The 15,598-nt window shown below is 49.5% G+C and carries 15 protein-coding genes and 1 pseudogene; 9 read left to right on the forward strand and 7 right to left on the reverse strand.

Annotation, left to right across the window (positions count from 1 at the left end; genetic code table 11):
* Positions 1 to 130: 130 nt before the first annotated feature.
* Entirely contained in the window at positions 131 to 658 is a 528-nt protein-coding gene (gene mobB, locus FQZ95_RS02015; RefSeq protein ID WP_160529827.1) for a molybdopterin-guanine dinucleotide biosynthesis protein MobB, read from the reverse strand.
* On the reverse strand, positions 640 to 1,224 hold the full coding sequence (gene mobA / locus FQZ95_RS02020; RefSeq protein WP_032185590.1) for a molybdenum cofactor guanylyltransferase MobA: 585 nt from the start codon (positions 1,222 to 1,224) through the stop codon (positions 640 to 642). Before mobA ends, mobB begins: the two co-directional genes overlap by 19 nt.
* Positions 1,225 to 1,293: 69 nt before the next feature.
* On the opposite strand from mobA, the gene FQZ95_RS02025 reads away from it, so the two are divergent.
* The 4 genes from FQZ95_RS02025 (at position 1,294) to FQZ95_RS02040 (ending at position 4,853) form a co-directional block, all read left to right on the forward strand.
* Positions 1,294 to 1,563: a YihD family protein gene (locus FQZ95_RS02025; RefSeq protein ID WP_001295263.1), complete on the forward strand. Its 270-nt coding sequence runs from the start codon at positions 1,294 to 1,296 to the stop codon at positions 1,561 to 1,563.
* Positions 1,564 to 1,639: 76 nt separating this feature from the next.
* A complete protein-coding gene (gene srkA, locus FQZ95_RS02030; protein ID WP_160529828.1) occupies positions 1,640 to 2,626 on the forward strand; it encodes a stress response kinase SrkA in 987 nt (328 codons plus the stop codon).
* Between the two features lie 16 nt (positions 2,627 to 2,642).
* Positions 2,643 to 3,269, forward strand: coding sequence for a thiol:disulfide interchange protein DsbA (gene dsbA, locus FQZ95_RS02035; RefSeq protein ID WP_000725337.1), 627 nt, complete (start codon positions 2,643 to 2,645; stop codon positions 3,267 to 3,269).
* Between the two features lie 153 nt (positions 3,270 to 3,422).
* The gene (locus FQZ95_RS02040) at positions 3,423 to 4,853 is read left to right on the forward strand and encodes a YdgA family protein (protein ID WP_001355342.1); all 1,431 of its coding nucleotides are present in this window, start codon (positions 3,423 to 3,425) and stop codon (positions 4,851 to 4,853) included.
* 40 nt (positions 4,854 to 4,893) lie between these two features.
* Here the strand turns inward: FQZ95_RS02040 and FQZ95_RS02045 are convergent, their stop codons facing one another.
* Positions 4,894 to 5,826, reverse strand: coding sequence for an acyltransferase (locus tag FQZ95_RS02045; RefSeq protein ID WP_001353708.1), 933 nt, complete (start codon positions 5,824 to 5,826; stop codon positions 4,894 to 4,896).
* Between the two features lie 363 nt (positions 5,827 to 6,189).
* On the opposite strand from FQZ95_RS02045, the gene polA reads away from it, so the two are divergent.
* Both polA and FQZ95_RS26905 read left to right on the forward strand, forming a co-directional pair.
* Positions 6,190 to 8,976: a DNA polymerase I gene (gene polA / locus FQZ95_RS02055; RefSeq protein WP_000250026.1), complete on the forward strand. Its 2,787-nt coding sequence runs from the start codon at positions 6,190 to 6,192 to the stop codon at positions 8,974 to 8,976.
* A 165-nt stretch (positions 8,977 to 9,141) separates the two neighbouring features.
* Positions 9,142 to 9,189 carry a spot 42 RNA, inhibition of DNA synthesis gene (locus tag FQZ95_RS26905; RefSeq protein WP_071892919.1) on the forward strand — a complete coding sequence of 16 codons (48 nt, stop codon included), beginning with the start codon at positions 9,142 to 9,144 and terminating at the stop codon, positions 9,187 to 9,189.
* Positions 9,190 to 9,326: 137 nt separating this feature from the next.
* Here FQZ95_RS26905 and yihA read toward each other — a convergent pair whose 3' ends face one another.
* Positions 9,327 to 9,959, reverse strand: coding sequence for a ribosome biogenesis GTP-binding protein YihA/YsxC (gene yihA / locus FQZ95_RS02060; RefSeq protein WP_000183349.1), 633 nt, complete (start codon positions 9,957 to 9,959; stop codon positions 9,327 to 9,329).
* A gap of 296 nt (positions 9,960 to 10,255) precedes the next feature.
* On the opposite strand from yihA, the pseudogene FQZ95_RS26245 reads away from it, so the two are divergent.
* From FQZ95_RS26245 to hemN, 3 genes and pseudogenes are all read left to right on the forward strand, one after another.
* A pseudogene (locus FQZ95_RS26245) lies at positions 10,256 to 10,422 on the forward strand (hypothetical protein).
* Between the two features lie 118 nt (positions 10,423 to 10,540).
* On the forward strand, positions 10,541 to 11,050 hold the full coding sequence (yihI, locus tag FQZ95_RS02065; RefSeq protein WP_001295266.1) for a Der GTPase-activating protein YihI: 510 nt from the start codon (positions 10,541 to 10,543) through the stop codon (positions 11,048 to 11,050).
* A gap of 188 nt (positions 11,051 to 11,238) precedes the next feature.
* Entirely contained in the window at positions 11,239 to 12,612 is a 1,374-nt protein-coding gene (gene hemN / locus FQZ95_RS02070) for an oxygen-independent coproporphyrinogen III oxidase (RefSeq protein ID WP_160529829.1), read from the forward strand.
* A gap of 228 nt (positions 12,613 to 12,840) precedes the next feature.
* Here the strand turns inward: hemN and FQZ95_RS02075 are convergent, their stop codons facing one another.
* The 3 genes from FQZ95_RS02075 to glnL all read right to left on the reverse strand — a co-directional run bounded on the left by FQZ95_RS02075 (position 12,841) and on the right by glnL (position 15,533).
* Positions 12,841 to 12,951 carry a YshB family small membrane protein gene (locus FQZ95_RS02075; protein WP_000893994.1) on the reverse strand — a complete coding sequence of 37 codons (111 nt, stop codon included), beginning with the start codon at positions 12,949 to 12,951 and terminating at the stop codon, positions 12,841 to 12,843.
* 111 nt (positions 12,952 to 13,062) lie between these two features.
* Positions 13,063 to 14,472, reverse strand: coding sequence for a nitrogen regulation protein NR(I) (gene glnG, locus FQZ95_RS02080; protein WP_015953882.1), 1,410 nt, complete (start codon positions 14,470 to 14,472; stop codon positions 13,063 to 13,065).
* An 11-nt stretch (positions 14,473 to 14,483) separates the two neighbouring features.
* Positions 14,484 to 15,533 carry a nitrogen regulation protein NR(II) gene (glnL, locus tag FQZ95_RS02085; protein ID WP_000190577.1) on the reverse strand — a complete coding sequence of 350 codons (1,050 nt, stop codon included), beginning with the start codon at positions 15,531 to 15,533 and terminating at the stop codon, positions 14,484 to 14,486.
* Positions 15,534 to 15,598: the final 65 nt, after the last annotated feature.

The raw sequence follows: 15,598 nt of genomic DNA on the forward strand, positions 1-15,598 counted from the left end.
CATGCGAGAGTAGGGAACTGCCAGGCATCAAATTAAGCAGAAGGCCATCCGTCAGGATGGCCTTTTTGCGCTGGTGCAGAAAAAAATGCCGGGTGCGACGCATGGCGCGTTTTATCCAGCCTACTCTTGCTTATCCGTCCTGATTTTGCATCCACTCCACCACAAAATCAGCCAGCCCCTCAACATCATTAATATCCAGTAACGCGACATCAAGATTAAGCGGCACATCACTGGCTACAGCAATAACATGTCTGTCTATCACTAATTCTTCCGGTCGATGTCCGGCTCCATCGCGAAACAGCACAATCTTTGCGATCTCTTCATGCTTAAACCCTTCGACCAGAATCAAATCCAGCTTTGAGGTATCCATTCGACTTGCGAGAAAATGTAGATCCAGCTCTTCTTCGTCTGGTGTTTCCGTCATCAAGGCCCATCGCTGCTGGCTGGCAACGATGGTTTGTACCGCGCCAGCCTTGCGCAGCTCATAGCTATCTTTGCCCGGTTTATCAACATCCATATCATGGTGCGTATGCTTAATCAGCCCTGGACGGATCCCTCTGGCGCATAATGCCGGGATCAGTTTTTTCAGCAGCGTAGTTTTTCCAGTGCCGCTCCACGCGGCAAAGGCGAGTAACGGTATCATCGTTTTTCCTGCCATCGGGCAAGCTCCTCTGGCGTATTCACGTTTACAAATGCATCTTTATGATCGCTGAAATCGACCGCGTGACCGCCAGCCAGACGCATAAATGCCATTACCCGGCGTTCTCCTGCTTGCAGATATTCCAGTAATAAAGGCTCAATTGCGCGGTTTACCAGAGCAATAGTCGGGTGATCGCGTTCACCGTCGTGGACCCACACGACAGGCGCATCTTTGCGCTGATGATTAAGCCGGGCAGCTAAATCAGGGGGAATGTAAGGCGTATCGCATGGGCAAAACAAAAACCACTCCCCCGCTTCCTGCTGCATTACTGAAAGCATTCCTGCCAGAGGGCCTGGGTAATCCGCCAGTGTATCTTCAATCACTTTCAGACCGCTTGCCTGATAGATTTCCTGATGACGATTAGCATTAACCACGACGTGAGAGAGCTGCGTCATAAGCGCGTCAGCGACATGTTGCCATAATGGTTTGCCGTTTAATTCAAGCAATCCTTTATCTACGCCGCCCATTCGTCTGGCTTTACCGCCCGCCAGCACAACGCCTGTTATCGTCGTCATCAGATTCACCGATATCGCCTCTTTTATTGTGGGATTGACCCTGCTAACGTGTCTGTCTCAAGAGTAAGGAGCATTACTATGAAATGTAAACGTCTGAATGAAGTTATTGAACTCCTCCAGCCAGCCTGGCAAAAAGAGCCAGACCTTAACCTGCTGCAATTTTTGCAGAAACTGGCGAAAGAGTCAGGTTTTGACGGCGAACTGGCGGATTTGACGGATGACATTCTGATCTATCACCTGAAAATGCGTGATTCCGCGAAAGATGCGGTGATCCCGGGTTTGCAGAAAGATTATGAAGAAGATTTCAAAACGGCGCTGTTACGCGCTCGCGGCGTAATTAAAGAGTAAAAGCTTGTAAGCGGTGCCACCAAAATCATCGTGAAATGATATCCTTCATCATTCGTAATGTTTTCCGGATGATGGGATGAACAACAGCGCTTTTACTTTCCAGACACTACACCCGGATACCATCATGGACGCTCTGTTTGAGCATGGGATCCGGGTGGATTCCGGTCTTACCCCGCTTAACAGCTATGAAAACCGTGTCTATCAATTTCAGGACGAAGATCGTCGACGTTTTGTCGTCAAATTTTATCGCCCTGACCGTTGGACAGCCGATCAAATCCTCGAAGAACATCAATTTGCGTTGCAGCTGGTTAACGATGAAGTTCCGGTCGCAGCGCCTGTGGCCTTTAACGGTCAGACTTTATTGAATCATCAGGGATTTTATTTCGCTGTTTTTCCAAGCGTCGGTGGTCGCCAGTTCGAAGCTGATAATATCGATCAGATGGAAGCTGTTGGGCGTTATTTAGGGCGTATGCACCAGACGGGGCGCAAACAGCTTTTTATCCATCGCCCGACCATCGGTCTGAATGAATATCTCATTGAGCCACGCAAGCTGTTTGAGGACGCTACACTGATACCTTCCGGGTTGAAAGCGGCATTCCTGAAAGCGACAGATGAGCTGATCGCCGCCGTTACAGCACATTGGCGGGAAGATTTCACCGTTCTGCGGCTACATGGAGACTGCCACGCCGGGAATATTCTCTGGCGTGATGGTCCAATGTTCGTTGATCTGGATGATGCACGTAATGGTCCAGCCGTTCAGGATTTGTGGATGTTGCTCAATGGCGATAAAGCCGAGCAGCGGATGCAACTGGAAACTATTATTGAAGCTTATGAAGAATTTAGCGAGTTCGACACCGCTGAAATCGGACTGATTGAACCTTTACGCGCCATGCGTTTGGTTTATTATCTTGCCTGGCTAATGCGGCGTTGGGCTGATCCCGCGTTCCCGAAAAATTTCCCGTGGTTAACCGGGGAAGATTACTGGCTGCGACAGACGGCGACTTTTATAGAACAGGCAAAAGTTCTACAAGAACCCCCTTTGCAATTAACACCTATGTATTAATCGGAGAGAGTAGATCATGAAAAAGATTTGGCTGGCGCTGGCTGGTTTAGTTTTAGCGTTTAGCGCATCGGCGGCGCAGTATGAAGATGGTAAACAGTACACTACCCTGGAAAAACCGGTAGCTGGCGCGCCGCAAGTGCTGGAGTTTTTCTCTTTCTTCTGCCCGCACTGCTATCAGTTTGAAGAAGTTCTGCATATTTCTGATAACGTGAAGAAAAAACTGCCGGAAGGCGTGAAGATGACTAAATACCACGTCAACTTCATGGGGGGTGACCTGGGCAAAGATCTGACTCAGGCATGGGCAGTGGCGATGGCACTGGGCGTGGAAGACAAAGTCACTGTTCCGCTGTTTGAAGGCGTACAGAAAACCCAGACCATTCGTTCAGCATCTGATATCCGCGATGTATTTATCAACGCAGGTATTAAAGGTGAAGAGTACGACGCGGCGTGGAACAGCTTCGTGGTGAAATCCCTGGTCGCTCAGCAGGAAAAAGCTGCAGCTGACGTGCAATTGCGTGGCGTTCCGGCGATGTTTGTTAACGGTAAATATCAGCTGAATCCGCAGGGTATGGATACCAGCAATATGGATGTTTTTGTTCAGCAGTATGCTGATACTGTGAAATATCTGTCCGAGAAAAAATAATTCAATGTAAATTACATAAAGCCCGTGAATATTCACGGGCTTTTTTTATTATTTAATAAATATAAATACATTCTGATAATGCGTCCTGCCGCTGGACTTATTTCAGCATAAGTGGATATTCAAAGTTTTGCTGTTTTATCAGGGAATATTTATATGATACGTAAGTCAGCTACAGGTGTTATTGTTGCGTTAGCCGTAATCTGGGGTGGTGGCACATGGTACACAGGTACGCAAATTCAGCCTGGTGTCGAAAAGTTCATTAAAGATTTTAACGATGCTAAAAAGAAAGGTGAACATGCCTACGATATGACGTTAAGTTATAAAAACTTTGACAAAGGCTTTTTTAATTCTCATTTTCAAATGCAAATGACATTTGATAACGGTGCACCCGATCTCAATATCAAGCCAGGCCAGAAAGTTGCATTTGATGTGGATGTTGAGCACGGTCCGTTGCCCATCACAATGTTAATGCGTGGTAATGTCATCCCCGCACTGGCAGCGGCAAAAGTGAACTTAGTGAATAATGAACTGACACAACCGCTATTTATCGCCGCAAAAAATAAATCGCCCGTGGAAGCGACATTGCGATTCGCGTTTGGTGGCTCATTCTCCACGACATTAGATGTTGCCCCTGCAAAATATGGAAAGTTTTCTTTTGGTGAAGGCCAGTTTACTTTTAATGGTGATGGTAGCTCATTGTCTAACCTGGATATTGAAGGCAAAGTCGAAGATATTGTTCTGGAATTATCGCCATTGAACAAAGTAACGGCGAAAAGTTTTACCATTGATTCTCTGACGCGATTAGAAGAAAAGAAATTTCCGGTTGGCGAAAGCGAGTCGAAATTCAATCAGATTAACATTATCAATCAGGGAGAAGACGTTGCCCAAATCGATGCTTTCGTTGCAAAAACCAGGCTGGATCGCGTTAAAGACAAAGATTATATCAATGTCAATCTGACCTACGAACTTGATAAGTTAACAAAAGGGAATCAGCAACTCGGTAGTGGTGAGTGGTCCTTGATTGCGGAATCTATTGATCCCTCAGCGGTGCGCCAATTTATTATTCAGTATAACATTGCGATGCAGAAGCAGCTTGCTGCACACCCTGAGTTAGCAAACGATGAAGTTGCTCTGCAAGAAGTGAATGCTGCATTGTTCAAAGAGTATTTACCGTTATTACAAAAAAGTGAGCCGACCATTAAACAACCGGTAAGATGGAAGAACGCACTCGGCGAACTAAATGCCAATCTGGATATCAGTATTGCCGACCCAGCCAAATCTTCATCATCCACAAACAAAGATATTAAATCGCTCAATTTTGACGTGAAGTTACCGCTTAATGTCGTCACAGAAACCGCAAAACAGCTTAATTTATCTGAAGGAATGGATGCTGAAAAAGCGCAAAAGCGGGCTGATAAACAAATCAGCGGGATGATGACATTAGGTCAGATGTTTCAGTTAATCACGATTGACAACAATACCGCCTCGCTGCAACTGCGTTATACACCGGGTAAAGTTGTTTTTAACGGACAGGAAATGAGCGAAGAAGAATTTATGTCTCGTGCCGGACGTTTTGTTCATTAAAATACTCACTCGCCTCTGCTCATTCAGAGGCGAGTAAAACTTACTTATTCTGACGCTGTGATGACATCAACGACGTCAGAAGCCGGTCTTTTTCCTGCCACAGTGAGTTCAGCCATTGCTGAAAATGGCGCTTAAAGCTTTTGTCATTGATGTAGTCGCCATGTAAATCATCGGCAATAGGCTGCAAATCCACATGTACGACAATTCGCGTCAGTTTACCGCTTAACATATCGAAGAACGGCTGACGGTTATTGTCCGGATAACACAGCGTAACATTAAGCAGTTTATCGAATTGTTTACCCAATACATTTAGCGCCATCGCAATGCCTGCTGCCTTTGGTGGCAACAAGTTTTGAAAAGTGGAGTGGGTTTGCTGATGTTTTTCTTGCGTGAAACGGGAGCCTTCAACGAAATTGACAATGGTGGTGGGGTGCAGGCGAAACTTTTCACAAGAACGCCGGGTGGTTTCAACATCTTTACCACGTCTCTCCGGATGACGTAATAAATAAGCGCGGGAATAACGCTTCATAAACGGCATATCCAGCGCCCAGCATGCCAGGCCAAGAAATGGTACCCAGGCAAGCTGCTGCTTGAGGAAATATTTATTCATCGGAATGTGCTTACGAAACAGCACGCACAGTACGACAATATCTGCCCAACTACGGTGGTTACAAATAAGCAGATACCAGTTCTTCTTACTTAACCCTTCCAGCCCGTGAACTTCCCATTGCAGGTGTGGGTTCAGATGCAGTAATACCGCCAGACTTTCACACCAGCAATACATCATAAAATCACAAAAACGCGAAACCTTTCGCCAAATGACTGGCACAGGTAGCAATAGTTTTACAATCCCGGCAATGATGATCGGGACGGAGCAAAAAATAGTGACCAAAATGGTCAATACGATACTCAGCAAAAGGGTTATCGCAGCGAGTATTCTCGTCATAATGAATTTATTCAAAAGGTTAGCCATAGACAGTGCGCTAAAGAAGCGCAAGGCGCCGATTTTAGCAGAAAACGCCCCAAATAACGGATGATCCTTAAGGAGAAAAATAATTCATATCTATCCACATTAGAAAAAATCCCATTATCACAATTATTAGGGATGGCTTTATATTTAACTGTATGAAAAGCAAAGACAAACATCATGCTGTAAAAAGCATGATAATAAATTAAAAGCGATGTAAATAATTTATGCACAAAGTTATCCACATGACGATTTGCGAGCGATCCAGAAGATCTACAAAAGATTTTCACGAAAAGCGGTGAAAAACTCATGTTTTCATCCTGTCTGTGGCATCCTTTACCCATAATCTGATAAACAGGCACGGACATTATGGTTCAGATCCCCCAAAATCCACTTATCCTTGTAGATGGTTCATCTTATCTTTATCGCGCATATCACGCGTTTCCCCCGCTGACTAACAGCGCAGGCGAGCCGACCGGTGCGATGTATGGTGTCCTCAACATGCTGCGCAGTCTAATCATGCAATATAAACCGACGCATGCAGCGGTGGTCTTTGACGCCAAGGGAAAAACCTTTCGTGATGAACTGTTTGAACATTACAAATCACATCGCCCGCCAATGCCGGACGATCTGCGTGCACAAATCGAACCCTTGCACGCGATGGTTAAAGCGATGGGACTGCCGCTGCTGGCGGTTTCTGGCGTAGAAGCGGACGACGTTATCGGTACTCTGGCGCGGGAAGCCGAAAAAGCCGGGCGTCCGGTGCTGATCAGCACTGGCGATAAAGATATGGCGCAGCTGGTGACGCCAAATATTACGCTTATCAATACCATGACGAATACCATCCTCGGCCCGGAAGAGGTGGTGAATAAGTACGGCGTGCCGCCAGAACTGATCATCGACTTCCTGGCGCTGATGGGTGACTCCTCTGATAACATCCCTGGCGTACCGGGCGTCGGTGAAAAAACCGCGCAAGCATTGCTACAAGGTCTTGGCGGACTGGATACGCTGTATGCCGAGCCAGAAAAAATTGCTGGGTTGAGCTTCCGTGGCGCGAAAACAATGGCGGCGAAGCTCGAGCAAAACAAAGAAGTGGCTTATCTCTCTTACCAGCTGGCGACGATTAAAACCGACGTTGAACTGGAGCTGACCTGTGAACAACTGGAAGTGCAGCAACCGGCGGCGGAAGAGTTGTTAGGGCTGTTCAAAAAGTATGAGTTCAAACGCTGGACTGCTGATGTCGAAGCGGGCAAATGGCTACAGGCTAAAGGGGCGAAACCCGCAGCCAGGCCGCAGGAAACCAGTGTTGCAGACGAAGCGCCAGAAGTCACGGCAACGGTGATTTCTTATGACAACTACGTCACCATCCTTGATGAAGAAACACTGAAAGAGTGGATTGCGAAGCTGGAAAAAGCGCCGGTATTTGCATTTGATACCGAAACCGACAGCCTTGATAACATCTCTGCTAACCTGGTCGGGCTTTCTTTTGCTATCGAGCCAGGCGTAGCGGCATATATTCCGGTTGCTCATGATTATCTTGATGCGCCCGATCAAATCTCTCGCGAGCGTGCACTCGAGTTGCTAAAACCGCTGCTGGAAGATGAAAAGGCGCTGAAGGTCGGGCAAAACCTGAAATACGATCGCGGTATTCTGGCGAACTACGGCATTGAACTACGTGGGATTGCGTTTGATACCATGCTGGAGTCCTACATTCTCAATAGCGTTGCCGGGCGTCACGATATGGACAGCCTCGCGGAACGTTGGTTGAAGCACAAAACCATCACTTTTGAAGAGATTGCGGGTAAAGGCAAAAATCAACTGACCTTTAACCAGATTGCCCTCGAAGAGGCCGGACGTTACGCCGCCGAAGATGCCGATGTCACCTTGCAGTTGCATCTGAAAATGTGGCCGGATCTGCAAAAACACAAAGGGCCGTTGAACGTCTTCGAGAATATCGAAATGCCGCTGGTGCCGGTGCTTTCACGCATTGAACGTAACGGTGTGAAGATCGATCCGAAAGTGCTTCATAATCATTCTGAAGAGCTCACTCTACGTCTGGCTGAGCTGGAAAAGAAAGCGCATGAAATTGCAGGTGAAGAATTTAACCTTTCTTCCACCAAGCAGTTACAAACCATTCTGTTTGAAAAACAGGGCATTAAACCGCTGAAGAAAACGCCGGGTGGTGCGCCGTCAACGTCGGAAGAGGTACTGGAAGAACTGGCGCTGGACTATCCGTTGCCAAAAGTGATTCTGGAGTATCGTGGTCTGGCGAAGCTGAAATCGACCTACACCGACAAGCTGCCGCTGATGATCAACCCGAAAACCGGGCGTGTACATACCTCTTATCACCAGGCAGTAACCGCAACGGGACGTTTATCGTCAACCGATCCTAACCTGCAAAACATTCCGGTGCGTAACGAAGAAGGTCGTCGTATCCGCCAGGCGTTTATTGCGCCAGAGGATTATGTGATTGTCTCGGCGGACTACTCGCAGATTGAACTGCGCATTATGGCGCATCTCTCGCGTGACAAAGGCTTGCTGACCGCATTCGCGGAAGGAAAAGATATCCACCGGGCTACGGCGGCAGAAGTGTTTGGTTTGCCACTGGAAACCGTCACCAGCGAGCAACGTCGTAGCGCGAAAGCGATCAACTTTGGTCTGATTTATGGCATGAGTGCTTTCGGTCTGGCGCGACAATTGAACATTCCACGTAAAGAAGCGCAGAAGTACATGGACCTTTACTTCGAACGCTACCCAGGCGTGCTGGAGTATATGGAGCGCACCCGTGCGCAGGCGAAAGAACAGGGCTACGTTGAAACGCTGGACGGACGCCGTCTGTATCTGCCGGATATCAAATCCAGCAATGGTGCTCGTCGTGCAGCGGCTGAACGTGCAGCCATTAACGCGCCAATGCAGGGAACCGCCGCCGACATTATCAAACGAGCGATGATTGCCGTTGATGCGTGGTTACAAGCTGAGCAACCGCGTGTGCGTATGATTATGCAGGTACACGATGAACTGGTATTTGAAGTTCATAAAGATGATGTCGATGCCGTCGCGAAACAGATTCATCAACTGATGGAAAACTGTACCCGTCTGGATGTGCCGTTGCTGGTGGAAGTGGGGAGTGGCGAAAACTGGGATCAGGCGCACTAAGATTCGCCTGAACATGCCCTTTTTTCGTAAGTAAGCAACATAAGCTGTCACGTTTTGTGATGGCTATTAGAAATTCCTATGCAACAACTGAAAAAAAATTACAAAAAATGCTTTCTGAACTGAACAAAAAAGAGTAAAGTTAGTCGCGTAGGGTACAGAGGTAAGATGTTCTATCTTTCAGACCTTTTACTTCACGTAATCGGATTTGGCTGAATATTTTAGCCGCCCCAGTCAGTAATGACTGGGGCGTTTTTTATTGGGCGAAAGAAAAGATCGTAATGCCTGATGCTTCTCAGGCCTATGCCAGAGCCGGATACGCCACATCCGGCACAAGCATTAAGGCAAGAAAATTATTCGCCGTCCTGCGTTTCTTCTACAGGCTGCATCTCGCTAAACCAGGTATCCAGTTTCTGCCGCAGCTTGTCCACGCCTTGTTTCTTCAGTGAAGAGAACGTTTCAACCTGCACATCACCGTTAAACGCCAGCACCGCTTCACGCACCATATTCAATTGCGCTTTACGTGCGCCGCTTGCCAGTTTGTCCGCTTTGGTCAGCAGCACCAGCACGGCGATATTGCTGTCTACCGCCCACTCAATCATCTGCTGATCCAAATCTTTCAGCGGATGGCGAATATCCATTAGCACCACCAGACCTTGCAGGCTCTGACGTTTTTCGAGGTATTCGCCGAGCGCGCGCTGCCATTTGCGCTTCATCTCTTCCGGGACTTCCGCGTAGCCATAGCCGGGCAGGTCAACCAGACGCTTGCCGTCAGCCACTTCAAACAGGTTGATAAGCTGGGTGCGCCCTGGGGTTTTTGAGGTCCGCGCCAGGCTTTTCTGGTTAGTCAGCGTGTTCAGCGCGCTGGATTTACCTGCGTTGGAACGGCCTGCAAAAGCCACTTCAATTCCGGTATCGGAAGGTAGGTGGCGAATATCAGGCGCACTCATCACAAAATGCGTCTGTTGATAATTCAAATTAGTCAAAGCGGTCGTCTCCGTCAGTCAAAGCTTTGCGGCGATTATACCTGAACCATAATAAAAGGCGGATTTTTCGGCGTGAGCGTTGTAAGTAAAAGCCATACGCTTTGTGAGACATTGCCGATAGTCTTTATGCGAAATAGCAGAGAAAATTCTGCGATGCATGTCAAATAAGCTATATAAATCAGTTAATTGCTTTTATATAAAACTCTGAAAATGTGCAAATACTGATGGCGGTTGATTGTTTGTTTAAAGCAAAGGCGTAAAGTAGCACCCATAGAGCGAGGACGCTAACAGGAACAATGACTCAGGATGAGGGTCAGGAGCGCCAGGAGGCGAAGACAGAGGATTGTCAGGAAGACAAACGTCCGGAGACGTAATTAAACGGAAATGGAATCAACACGGATTGTTCCGGCTAATGGAAAAACAGGGTGTGTTGGCGGCCTGCAAGGATTGTAAGACCCGTTAAGGGTTATGAGTCAGGAAAAAAGGCGACAGAGTAATCTGTCGCCTTTTTTCTTTGCTTGCTTTCTGTTAGATTCCGCCGCAAATCTATACTGAATAAAACGGCTAAAAGACGAACCATTATGAAACCATCATCTTCAAACTCACGCAGCAAAGGTCATGCAAAAGCGCGTCGAAAAACACGCGAGGAGCTGGATCAGGAAGCTCGTGACCGTAAGCGTCAGAAAAAACGTCGTGGTCATGCGCCGGGCAGCCGCGCAGCGGGCGGTAACACCACGTCAGGCAGCAAAGGCCAGAACGCACCGAAAGATCCACGTATTGGCAGTAAAACCCCTATTCCATTGGGCGTGACTGAAAAAGTCACCAAACAGCACAAACCGAAGAGTGAGAAACCTATGCTTTCACCGCAGGCGGAGTTGGAGTTACTGGAAACTGATGAGCGTCTGGATGCGCTGCTGGAACGTCTGGAGGCAGGCGAAACCCTGAGCGCCGAAGAGCAATCCTGGGTGGATGCCAAACTGGATCGTATTGATGAGTTGATGCAGAAACTCGGCCTCTCTTATGACGATGACGAAGAAGAGGAAGAAGACGAGAAGCAAGAAGACATGATGCGTCTGCTGCGGGGCAACTAACGGATTGCCGCCGTGGGCCTTCCCGTTCTGCTGATAACCCTTCCGGTTATATGTTATCTGGTGTGGTTATTCGTTAAACTACAGCGGTTGTCGCGGCGACAAAAGTGGCTGCGCAACCGGCTGATGACCCGAAACGGGCATCCGCCGGTACGCCGTAGCCGCCAGAGACGCCATCGGAAGGAGTGAGCATGTCTGTACAGCAAATCGACTGGGATCTGGCCCTGATCCAGAAATATAACTATTCCGGGCCACGATACACCTCGTACCCGACCGCGCTGGAGTTTTCAGAAGACTTCGGCGAACAGGCGTTTTTACAAGCCGTGGCGCGCTATCCTGAGCGTCCATTATCTCTCTACGTACATATTCCGTTCTGCCATAAGCTTTGTTACTTCTGCGGTTGCAATAAGATTGTTACTCGCCAGCAGCACAAGGCCGATCAGTATCTGGACGCACTGGAGCAAGAAATCGTCCATCGTGCACCGCTGTTCGCCGGGCGTCACGTCAGCCAATTGCACTGGGGCGGTGGTACGCCGACGTATCTGAACAAAGCGCAAATCAGCCGACTGATGAAGTTGCTGCGCGAAAACTTCCAGTTCAATGCCGATGCGGAGATTTCGATCGAAGTCGATCCGCGGGAAATCGAACTGGATGTACTCGATCATTTACGCGCCGAAGGCTTTAATCGCCTGAGCATGGGCGTGCAGGACTTCAACAAAGAAGTGCAACGTCTGGTTAACCGCGAGCAGGATGAAGATTTCATCTTTGCGCTGCTTAACCATGCGCGTGAGATTGGCTTTACTTCCACCAACATCGACCTGATTTACGGCCTGCCGAAACAGACGCCGGAGAGTTTCGCCTTTACCCTGAAACGCGTGGCGGAACTTAACCCCGATCGTCTGAGCGTCTTCAACTACGCGCATTTGCCGACCATTTTTGCTGCTCAGCGTAAAATCAAAGATGCTGACCTGCCGAGTCCGCAGCAAAAACTCGATATCCTGCAGGAAACCATCGCCTTCCTGACACAATCGGGCTATCAGTTTATCGGTATGGATCACTTTGCTCGCCCGGATGATGAGCTGGCGGTGGCCCAACGTGAAGGCGTGCTGCATCGTAACTTCCAGGGCTACACCACTCAGGGCGATACCGATCTGCTGGGGATGGGCGTTTCCGCCATCAGCATGATTGGCGACTGCTACGCGCAGAATCAGAAAGAGTTGAAGCAGTACTATCAGCAAGTGGATGAACAAGGCAATGCGCTGTGGCGTGGTATTGCGCTAACGCGTGATGACTGTATTCGTCGCGATGTGATTAAGTCGCTCATCTGCAACTTCCGTCTGGATTATGCCCCCATTGAGCAACAGTGGGATTTGCACTTCGCTGACTACTTTGCAGAAGATCTCAAGCTGCTTGCCCCGTTAGCAAAAGATGGGCTGGTGGATGTGGATGAGAAGGGGATTCAGGTAACGGCGAAAGGTCGCCTGCTGATCCGCAACATTTGCATGTGCTTTGATACCTATCTGCGCCAGAAAGCGCGGATGCAGCAGTTCTCACGGGTGATTTAAATGGTGAATGGCGCTTCGTTTACAAAGTAGAAAACGAAAGCGCCATCAATGTGCTGAGAACAAGATTGCCTGATGCGCTGGTTAAGAAAACCTGTTGAAATTATTGCTTTTGTAGGCCGGATAAGGCGTTTACGCTGCATCCGGCATCTGAGCATGATGCCTGATGCGACGCTGGTCGCGTCTTATCAGGCCTACGACTTTCTCCGCATCCGGCATAAACAACGAGCTTCAGCTAAACAGCCCAATCATCGCAGCACACAGCACGGCAGCAACGGCAGTTTGCGGTGTGTGGCTGTCAACTGCGCCACTCGATACCAGATTAATTATTGATTCCAGCATAATGACTCTCCCCGTTTTCCGGGCAAGATCATACTGAACTTATCGGAACAGTAAAGCGCAAAATACCAGCAATTTGCGCTCAATAATCAATCTTTACACACAAGCTGTGAATCACTCCATCCCCAGCTCTTTTAACTTCCGCGTCAGGGTGTTACGCCCCCAGCCAAGTAGCCGCGCAGCTTCCTGTTTATGCCCCTGCGTATGTCGCAACGCGGTCGTCAGTAACGTCCGCTCAAGCTCAGGCTGCGCTTCGGAAAGCAGGTTTTGATGACCGGAACGTAGCGCTCTGTCTGCCCATTGCGCTAAAAGTGTCGCCCAACTGTCCGGTTGCATTTGCGAAGTACTCTCCGCAACCGTTGATTCAAACAGTTCGCTGGGCAAATCCTGAATCAACACTTCCTGTCCGGCAGCCATCACCGTTAGCCAGCGACAGGTGTTTTCCAGCTGGCGCACGTTACCCGGCCATGCCAGACGCGTCAGCGCGGCTTCGGTTTCCGGATGCAGCAACTTCGCTTCTACGCCCAGTTCGCGCGCGGCAACCTGTAAAAAATGGCGTGCCAGACGGGGAATATCTTCCCGACGCTCACGCAGCGGCGGCAGATGAACGCGGATAACGTTCAGGCGGTGGAACAAATCCTCACGGAACTTGCCTTCCTGTACCCGCTGTTCGAGATTCTGATGGGTCGCAGCGATAATCCGCACATCCACTTTCACCGGCGCATAGCCGCCAACGCGATAAAACTGACCGTCTGCCAGCACGCGCAGCAAACGCGTCTGTACATCGAGCGGCATATCGCCAATTTCATCGAGGAATAATGTGCCGCCATCGGCCTGTTCAAAACGCCCCTGACGAATAGTATTCGCGCCGGTAAACGCGCCTTTCTCGTGACCGAACAGTTCTGATTCGATCAAATCCTTCGGGATAGCCGCCATATTCAGCGCGATAAACGGCGCTTTGGCTCGAGGACTGTGGCGATGCAGGGCATGAGCGACCAGTTCTTTACCGGTGCCGGATTCGCCGTTAATCAGCACGCTAATAGAAGAACGTGAAAGCCGACCGATAATCCGGAACACGTCCTGCATGGCTGGCGCTTCGCCGATGATATCGGTCGTCGGGCCGTTAAGCTGAACATTACGCGGTTGCTGCTGTTCCTGATAATGGCTGATGGCGCGCTCAACCAGCGCCACGGCTTCGTCGATATCAAACGGTTTGGGCAGATAATCAAACGCCCCTTGTTGATAGGCGCTGACGGCAGCATCCAGATCGGAATGTGCGGTCATAATGATGACCGGAAGCATCGGATGGCGCTGTTTAATCTGCTTGAGCAGCGCAAGCCCGTCCATTCCCGGCATACGGATATCTGAAAGCAGCACATCCGGCGTTTTGCTCGCCAGCGCCTCCAGTACTTCCGCGCCGTTCTCAAATGTCGTACAGGTTAAACCCGCTCCAGCGAGCGCACGTTCAAGCACCCAACGGATGGAACTATCGTCATCGACTACCCAGACTATCCCTCGTTGCATAAACGTCACCTTTATTTCCTGATAGGCAGGTAAACCGAGAACTCGGTATGACCTGGCCAACTGGTAAATTCAATTTTGCCTGAATGCTGATCAATCAAATTACGGGCGATGGATAAGCCAAGCCCGGTGCCACCTTCGCGGCCGCTGACCATCGGGTAAAACAGCGTATCCTGCAAATGAGGCGGAATGCCTGGCCCGTTATCTTCCACATCAATCCGCGCCGCCAGCCGATAGCGCTCGCCGTGTAAGGTCAGTTGAAACGCGGTGCGGGTACGCAGAATGATTTCACCACCTTCCGGCCCCAGCGCCTGTAGCGCATTGCGCACAATATTCAGCAATACCTGTTCAATTTGATCCGGATCGTGCGCCAGTTCCGGCAGGCTGGGGTCGTAATCACGAATCAACCGCACGTTGTCCGGCAGTTCCATCGACACCAGCGTCACCACGCGTTCAGCCACTTTGTGAATACTTTCGGTAACGCGCGTACCGGGCAGCTGCGGCCCCAACAGACGGTCGACCAGATTTCGCAGCCGGTCCGCCTGTTCGATAATCACTTTGGTATATTCCAGCAGTGACGGGTCAGGTAATGCTTTGCTGAGCAACTGCGCTGCACCACGTAAACCGCCAAGCGGATTTTTAATCTCATGCGCCAGGCCGCGCACTAAATCACGGGCAGCAACCTGCTGGGCGTGCTGTAGCTGTTCCTGACTTAAGCGGCGCTGGTTATCCATCGGTGCCATCTCCAGCAGGATCATGCCGTCCGGCATACGCTGGGCCGTCACAGAAAGGATATGCGAGCGACCGTCGATCACCAGCGTCACTTCGTTATCGGTAAAACCTTGCCCCGCCTCCAGACTTTCTTGCATCAGCTCGATATTTAATGAGAAGTAGCTCAACAGTTCCGGTAACGGCGTACCAAACAATTTGCGGGAGCTTTGGGCGAGTAGTTGTTGCGCGGCGGGGTTGGCGTAATGGATTGCCAGGTTGTCATCAATTAACAAAATACTGTTAATCAGTGAGTTGAGGATCTGCCCAGCATCGGGCTGCGTGCCTGTTGCCATAAAGCAGTCTCCTGAACAGGTTGCACCATTTTAGTGCATTATAGCTTTTTACGGATAAAAAGCGC

Origin of the sequence: Escherichia sp. HH41S (assembly GCF_009820115.1) — a bacterium.
GTDB classification, from domain to species: domain Bacteria; phylum Pseudomonadota; class Gammaproteobacteria; order Enterobacterales; family Enterobacteriaceae; genus Escherichia; species Escherichia coli_F.

Bases quoted from the DNA above. Each gene is read 5' to 3' on its own strand.
- mobB (WP_160529827.1), bottom strand. From the start codon at position 658: ATGGCAGGAAAAACGATGATACCGTTACTCGCCTTTGCCGCGTGGAGC.
- FQZ95_RS02025 (WP_001295263.1), top strand. From the start codon at position 1,294: ATGAAATGTAAACGTCTGAATGAAGTTATTGAACTCCTCCAGCCAGCC.
- srkA (WP_160529828.1), top strand. From the start codon at position 1,640: ATGAACAACAGCGCTTTTACTTTCCAGACACTACACCCGGATACCATC.
- dsbA (WP_000725337.1), top strand. From the start codon at position 2,643: ATGAAAAAGATTTGGCTGGCGCTGGCTGGTTTAGTTTTAGCGTTTAGC.
- FQZ95_RS02040 (WP_001355342.1), top strand. From the start codon at position 3,423: ATGATACGTAAGTCAGCTACAGGTGTTATTGTTGCGTTAGCCGTAATC.
- FQZ95_RS02045 (WP_001353708.1), bottom strand. From the start codon at position 5,826: ATGGCTAACCTTTTGAATAAATTCATTATGACGAGAATACTCGCTGCG.
- polA (WP_000250026.1), top strand. From the start codon at position 6,190: ATGGTTCAGATCCCCCAAAATCCACTTATCCTTGTAGATGGTTCATCT.
- yihI (WP_001295266.1), top strand. From the start codon at position 10,541: ATGAAACCATCATCTTCAAACTCACGCAGCAAAGGTCATGCAAAAGCG.
- hemN (WP_160529829.1), top strand. From the start codon at position 11,239: ATGTCTGTACAGCAAATCGACTGGGATCTGGCCCTGATCCAGAAATAT.
- FQZ95_RS02075 (WP_000893994.1), bottom strand. From the start codon at position 12,951: ATGCTGGAATCAATAATTAATCTGGTATCGAGTGGCGCAGTTGACAGC.
- glnG (WP_015953882.1), bottom strand. From the start codon at position 14,472: ATGCAACGAGGGATAGTCTGGGTAGTCGATGACGATAGTTCCATCCGT.
- glnL (WP_000190577.1), bottom strand. From the start codon at position 15,533: ATGGCAACAGGCACGCAGCCCGATGCTGGGCAGATCCTCAACTCACTG.